Raw genomic sequence first — 6359 nt, 5'->3', positions numbered from 1 at the left:
GGGGCGAAGGTCAGTGACCCGTCGGGGATCATCGTGTCCACGCCCGGCGTTGCCGTGCCGCTGAGCGTGACGTCCAATGTTAGCGCGTCGGAGAGGTCACCCGTTCGTTGGACCTCGAAGCTGATGATCTCGCCTTCGGTGACGGTGTGGTCCGGCGTGATAATGGTGACGACAGTGCCGCTCAGAAGTCGGCGGCATTCGAGTGATTCCAGCATCTGTCCCCTTTGGGTTTGAGTTGCCGGAAAGTTAGTGGCTTACCATCACCCATCGCAATACCAGAACAGGTGTATTTCATGCGTAACTGTGAAGCCCGACTATGAAGTAACTCACACCGACCCAGTTGAAGGACCGGAGAGGGGGTCGGAAGTCGATATACCTCGTTCACACGTCGAGATTCTTCACTTCCAGCGCGTGGTCCTCGATGTACTGGCGGCGCTTCTCCACGTCCTCTCCCATCAGCACGCTGAAGAGCCGCTCGGCTTCGCCGGCTTCTTCCAGGGTCACGCGCATCAGGGTGCGGCGTTCGGGGTCGAGGGTGGTTTCCCAGAGCTGCTCGGCGTTCATTTCGCCCAGGCCTTTGAACCGCTGGATCTCGAAGCCTTCTCGGCCGATCTCGTGGATCTTCGGCAGCAGGCCGGCGACGCCGGGGACGTCGTAGGTTTTGCCGTCCTGCTCGAAGGCGAACTTGGTGGTCATCAGCTCGCCGGTGACGCTTTCCTCTTGGGTCAGGAAGTAGTCGTCGATCGCGATGCCCCACTCGGACAGGCGGGCGAAGACCTTTTCCAACTCGCGGGCTTCGTGGAGCTCGTTGCTCTTTTCGAGGACCTTGCGCGGGGTGCCGTTGGCCGAGCCGTTGGTCGAGGCCTCGACGGCTTCCATCTCCTCGTCGCGGACCAGCAGGTCGTTGGCAGCGAGGTACTCGTCGCGCTGGGCCGAGGAATGGAAGAAGTGTTCCTCGCCGTCGACGACGATGCGGTGGTGCGGGAGCTTGCCGTCGGGGTCGCGCATGGCGAGCAGGTCGGCGAACGGAATCCCGCGGCGCTCGACGACGGTGACGAAGTCGGCCAGGCGTTCGAGGGTGTGCAGGACGTGACCGAGTTCCTCGCCGTCGATGCGGGAGGTTTCGTTGCCTTCGTCGTCGCGAAGGATCAATGCGGTGCCCTCGGTGCCGAGGTTGAGGGTGATGCCGCGCATGGTCTTTTCGTTGAGGACGTACTCGCTCTTGCTGCGGCGTTTGACCTTGTAGAGCGGCGGCTGGGCGACGTACACCCGGCCCGACGCGATCAGGTCCTTCATGTGACGGAAGAAGAACGTCAACAGCAGCGTGCGGATGTGGGATCCGTCCACGTCGGCGTCGGTCATGATGATGATCTTGCCGTAGCGTCGTTTGTCGATGTCGAAGTCGTCGGAGAGGCCGGCACCGATGGCGGGGATGATCGTGCGGATTTCCTCGTGGCCGAGCATCTTGACGACGGTGGCCTTCTCGACGTTGAGCAGCTTGCCGCGCAGGGCGAGGATGGCCTGGGTGAGCGAGTCGCGGCCCTGCTTGGCGCTGCCGCCGGCCGAGTCACCCTCGACGAGGAACAGCTCGGTCTCTTCGTTGGACTTGCTGCGACAATCGGTGAGCTTGCCGGGGAGCGAGTTGCCTTCCAAGGCGTTCTTGCGGCGGGTCAACTCACGCGCCTTGCGTGCCGCCTCCCGGGCCTCGGCGGCTTGGAGGGATTTTTCGAAGATCGTCTTGGCGAGCTTGGGGTTCTCCTCGAAGAACGACGCGAGCTTGTCGTTGACGATGGACTGGACGAAGCCCTCGACCTCGTTGTTGCCGAGCTTGGTCTTGGTCTGGCCCTCGAACTGCGGGTTGGGCACGGCGAGGGACATCACGACGGTGAGACCTTCGCGGATGTCGTCGCCGGAGGGCGAGATGTTCTTGACGATGCCGGCGGTCTTGGCGTAGCGGTTGAGGGTGCCGGTCAGGGACGTTTTGATGCCCGAGACGTGGGTGCCGCCCTCGTGGGTGTTGATGTTGTTGACGTAGCCGATGATTTGTTCGGAGTAGCCGTCGGTCCATTGCATCGCGAGGTCGATGGACAGGCCGGAGGCTTCGTCCTCGCCGTCGAAGCGGATGATGGGGGTGAGGCTGTTCTTGCCTTCGTTGACGTACTCGACGAATGCGGTCAGGCCGTCGTCGTACTTGAAGGTCTCTTTCTTGGAGTCGCGCTCGTCCTCGATGGTGATCTGCAGGCCGGGGTTAAGAAATGCCAGTTCCCGCATCCGCTTGGCCAGGACGTCGTACTGGAACTCGGTGGAGATGGTGAAGATCTGGTCGTCGGGCTTGAAGGTGACCTTGGTGCCGGTCTTGTCGCGGTCGCCGACGACCTTGAGGTCCTCGGTGCGCTTGCCGCGCTCGAAGGCCATGTGATGGACCTTGCCGTCGCGGGAGACTTCGACTTCGAGGAACTCGGACAGCGCGTTGACGACCGAAGCACCGACGCCGTGCAGGCCGCCGGAGACCTTGTACGCCCCGCCGCTGTCGTTCTCGAACTTCCCGCCGGCGCCGAGGGTGGAGAAGACGACTTCGACGGTGGGGATGCCTTCGGTCGGGTGAATGCCCACGGGAATGCCGCGGCCGTCGTCGGCGATGGTGACGCCGCCGTCGGCGTTGATCTTGACCAGGATCGCCGAGCAGTGACCGGCGGTGGCTTCGTCGACGGAGTTGTCGACGATCTCGGAGACGAGGTGGTGCAGGCCGCGAACGCCTTGGTCACCGATGTACATGTTGGGCCGCTTGCGGACGTGCTCGATGCCTTCGAGCACTTTGATCATCGTCTCGTCGTACGCGTCCTTCTGGGGGGTCGGCAGGTCGGCGGAAGTCTCGGGCGCGGGCTGATCTGACATATCTTCGTTTCTCAAAGAGCGGCTCGAATTTCGGAGTCCCCATAGTACGCAAAAGCCCGGCGGATTTCCCGCGGGACAAGGCATTTAGGCTTGCTCATAAATCCCTGTATCCTCTGCGCTTATGGATCGATTTTTATTGAAGCTCCCGGACGGCCGCGTCGCCCTACCGTCGGACATGTTTCGGCTGTCCCGTGAGGTCCGTTTCAACCTCGACACCACCCCTGCCGGCGGCTGGTCCGTCACGGGCGACAACTCGTTCGGCGGCAAACCGCCCGCCCTCGGATCGACGCCTGCCCTGCGTCACTACCTCGCCCTGCGTGCCACGATCACCGGCGAGATCCTGCCCGAGTACGGCTACCTGCGCAACATCAAGGACATCGACATCGCCCTGCGTGATCACAGCCTGCCGATGATCGCAGACGCTCTGCGATACGGCCGATTCCACGGCGGTGGACAGGTTCTGCAACAGGTGTACGCCGACATTCGCGACCGCATGCCGGGCAATCCGGTGACCGACATGGAGCTGGTTCTCAGCCCCCAGTGCGGCCTCAGCATCGACCAAACCAACCCCGCCATGGTGAAACTGACCCAGACCTTCGAGTTTGCCGCCGGCCATCGTCTGCACAATCCGGACCTCTCCGACGAGGAGAACCGCCGGATGTTCGGCAAGTGCAACAACCCCCACGGCCACGGCCACAACTACATCGTTGGCGTCACAGTTACGGGCGAACCCGACGACAACGGCGTCGTGATGGACCTGGCCGAGCTCGAACGCATCGTCGACGCGACGGTCATCGACGACTTCGATCACAAGAATCTGAACGTCGAGATCGCCGAGTTTCAGGAACTGATCCCCAGCGTCGAAAACATCGCCAAGGTCGTTTACAACCGGCTCAAGGCCCAACTACCGCTGCTCGATAAAGTCTGCGTCTGGGAAACGCCCAAGACCTGGTGCGAGTATGGCGGCTGAGGCGGCTTGGATCGGCCATGTCAATGCACCGTTATAATCCGGCCCCACGATTATTTTGCGGATGAATTGCGCCCCGTCTCGCGATATTCTTTGGGTCGTGACGCCGGGGAAGGTACAGCACGAGATCATGGATGCGGCGAAGAACTCGCCGCAGACGCTGATCGACTACACCCGGCAACTCCGGGCCGACCACACCCCTCGCACCCCGCGCCAGAAAAGACGCTTCGCGATCAAGGCGGCGGCGATCGGTACGGTCGTGGCCGGTGTGTTCTGCGTCGGCGTCTTCTCCGGCAAAGCGGCCCGCGAACATGCCCCGAGATTTCTGGGCCCGGGGGCGGCCGTCGCTTCACACGAACTCAGCCCGAGCATCGTCGTGTACGAAGAACTGCCCAGTGCCGCACGGGACTTACTCGTGGACACGGCATACATCAACCCACTGGCCCATCAACGGCCGGTCGCCGTTCATTCGAGCCGACAAACCCGGCACACCTACCAAATGCTCACGCGGTCCGAAACGGTCAACACGGCCTCGGACCACGGGGCCCAGGCACTTCTCACGGAACTGCGCACCATCAATGGGCAGTCGCGGATCGTTTCGGTCCGCTACATCCCGGCCGGGACCAACGCACAGGTCGCCGGTTTCCTCATCGAGACGTTCGACCTGTCGGGGTTCTTCGCCCGGCCCAAGCGTGTGTACCAGGCGTTCATCGCCGACGTGGTAAATGCGCTGCCCACCGATCAGTCCGGAGCGCGTGACTTCCGACTCTTTGCCGGAGAAGTCGAGTCCGACGAGGCGGGCCATTTCACGATCCCCTACGAAGTGGGTAATCAACGCGGCATCATCGACGGTTACCTCCGGCCCGACGGTCGCACCGTCGATCTGCAACTCCGCGAAGACACCATCCGCCGCATGCTCGAAACCAACCCGGTTCACATGCAGGTCGAACACCGGCAATCGGCTTGGTTGCCGTAGTCTCCGCCTCCTTCTTGAGTCCTTTCGCACAAGCGCATTCCCAACAGGCATGAGCACTGGCTGGGCACATGGCTTGATCGCGGGCATTCCCGTCAACCAAAACCACGGGGCGTTCTCGGCTCGAGAACGCCCCGTGGTTGTCGTTTTTTCGGCTGACAGCCTTGTTGGCTACTCGCTGCTCAGGAGCGGGAAGGTGTCTTGTTCGACCTCACGCTGGATGATGATCGTCGGCTTCACGAGGATCAGCAGGACCGATTCGTCCTTGGCCATCGATCGGTTGGTGAATAGACGCTTGAGGAACGGCACCTTTGAAAGGACGGGCACACCGGCCTCACGCTCGATCTCACCCGAGAGGGTCTGGCCACCGAGCAGGAGCGTGCCACCGTCGGGAACGCTCACGGTCGTGGCCACGAGCGTGATTTCCGTCTCGGGAAGCTGAATCGATCCTGCGAAGGCCGAGAGCGGCAGGTCGGCGTCATCGTCGTCCGCACCGCCGTCAGCCAAGCCGCTGAAGGTCGTGAAGGTCGCCAGCGACAACAGCGACGAGAGCTGCGGACGGAGGGTCATTTTCACGTACTTCCGGTCGGCCGAAACGGTGGCCTGCACGTCGAGAATCACACCGGTCGGGATGAAGTCGATTTCCGGGTCGAAACCGACCGAGCCCTGACCGACGACCGGCTCGATGTCCGAGACATACGCCTGGAAGGTGGCCACGACGACGTAGGCACGCTGACCGTTGAAGAGCGTGACACGCGGAGCGGTGAGCGAGGTCACGTTCTGGTTGAGCTGGGTCGCCCGCAGCAGGAACGTTGCCTCGAAGTCGTCCAGGAACGCGGTGAATCCGGTGGAGATGCCGAAGTCTTCGCTCGTGATGATGTCCTCGCTGGCGAGGTTGCCGGGGATACCCGTACCGAGGGAGAAAGGTGCGGTGAAGGTCGAGGAACCGGTCGACACCGCAACCGGGCTGATGCCGTCGTCGACACCGGAAAACTCGGCCGGCGTTCCGGCAAAGCCGCCCAGCGGGCGAATGTCGTTGCCTTCAAAGTTGAATCGGAAGTCGAAGTCGACGCCGATGTCTTCGAGGTAGTTACGTTGCACGCTAAGGAAGCGTGTCTCGATGTTGATCTGAATCGCCTGCGACTCGCGGAGCTTGGCGAGCAGGTTGAATATCTCGCGCTGGTTCTCCGGCGTCTGTGTGACAATGAGTTGGCCGTTGAAGTCGCGGATGGACCCGATGGTCCCGCCGTTGTCCTTCCAGGTGTCGGACGCGACGGTTTCCGTGATCAGCTCGATGACGTTCTCGGTGATTTCCTCACGGGACGGACCATCGTCGCCGCCGGTACCACCACCGCCGCCACCGCCGCCGCCACCGAAGAGACCACCGCCACCGCCGCCGCCTCCACCACCGAAGCCGCCGCCTCCACCGCCGCCGCCGCCTCCTCCACCGCCGAAGCCGCCTCCACCACCGCCGCCGCCACCGCCGCCACCGCCTCCACCACCGCCGCCACCGGCGATGTCGCC

5 protein-coding genes are annotated in these 6359 nt (G+C 62.8%); 2 read left to right on the top strand and 3 right to left on the bottom strand.

Translation table 11 applies throughout. The features are described 5' to 3' along the window. Positions 1–215: hypothetical protein (locus AAGD32_18080; GenBank protein MEM8876158.1), on the bottom strand; the 215-nt coding region annotated here is incomplete at its 3' end. A 166-nt stretch (positions 216–381) separates the two neighbouring features. Further along, positions 382–2895, bottom strand: a complete 2514-nt coding sequence (gyrB, locus tag AAGD32_18075; protein MEM8876157.1) for a DNA topoisomerase (ATP-hydrolyzing) subunit B — start codon at positions 2893–2895, stop codon at positions 382–384. A gap of 175 nt (positions 2896–3070) precedes the next feature. On the opposite strand from gyrB, the gene AAGD32_18070 reads away from it, so the two are divergent. Both AAGD32_18070 and AAGD32_18065 read left to right on the top strand, forming a co-directional pair. Further along, positions 3071–3865, top strand: a complete 795-nt coding sequence (locus AAGD32_18070; protein MEM8876156.1) for a 6-carboxytetrahydropterin synthase — start codon at positions 3071–3073, stop codon at positions 3863–3865. 97 nt (positions 3866–3962) lie between these two features. Continuing rightward, entirely contained in the window at positions 3963–4838 is an 876-nt protein-coding gene (locus tag AAGD32_18065; GenBank protein MEM8876155.1) for a hypothetical protein, read from the top strand. A 168-nt stretch (positions 4839–5006) separates the two neighbouring features. Here AAGD32_18065 and AAGD32_18060 read toward each other — a convergent pair. Next, the coding region (locus AAGD32_18060) for a hypothetical protein (protein ID MEM8876154.1) at positions 5007–6359 on the bottom strand (1353 nt) is incomplete at its 5' end.

It is taken from the genome of Planctomycetota bacterium, from assembly GCA_039182125.1.
GTDB lineage: Bacteria > Planctomycetota > Phycisphaerae > Tepidisphaerales > Tepidisphaeraceae > JBCDCH01.
This window is presented reverse-complemented; position numbering and strand designations above follow the sequence as displayed.

Bases quoted from the DNA above. Each gene is read 5' to 3' on its own strand.
- AAGD32_18070 (MEM8876156.1), top strand. From the start codon at position 3,071: ATGTTTCGGCTGTCCCGTGAGGTCCGTTTCAACCTCGACACCACCCCT.
- gyrB (MEM8876157.1), bottom strand. From the start codon at position 2,895: ATGTCAGATCAGCCCGCGCCCGAGACTTCCGCCGACCTGCCGACCCCC.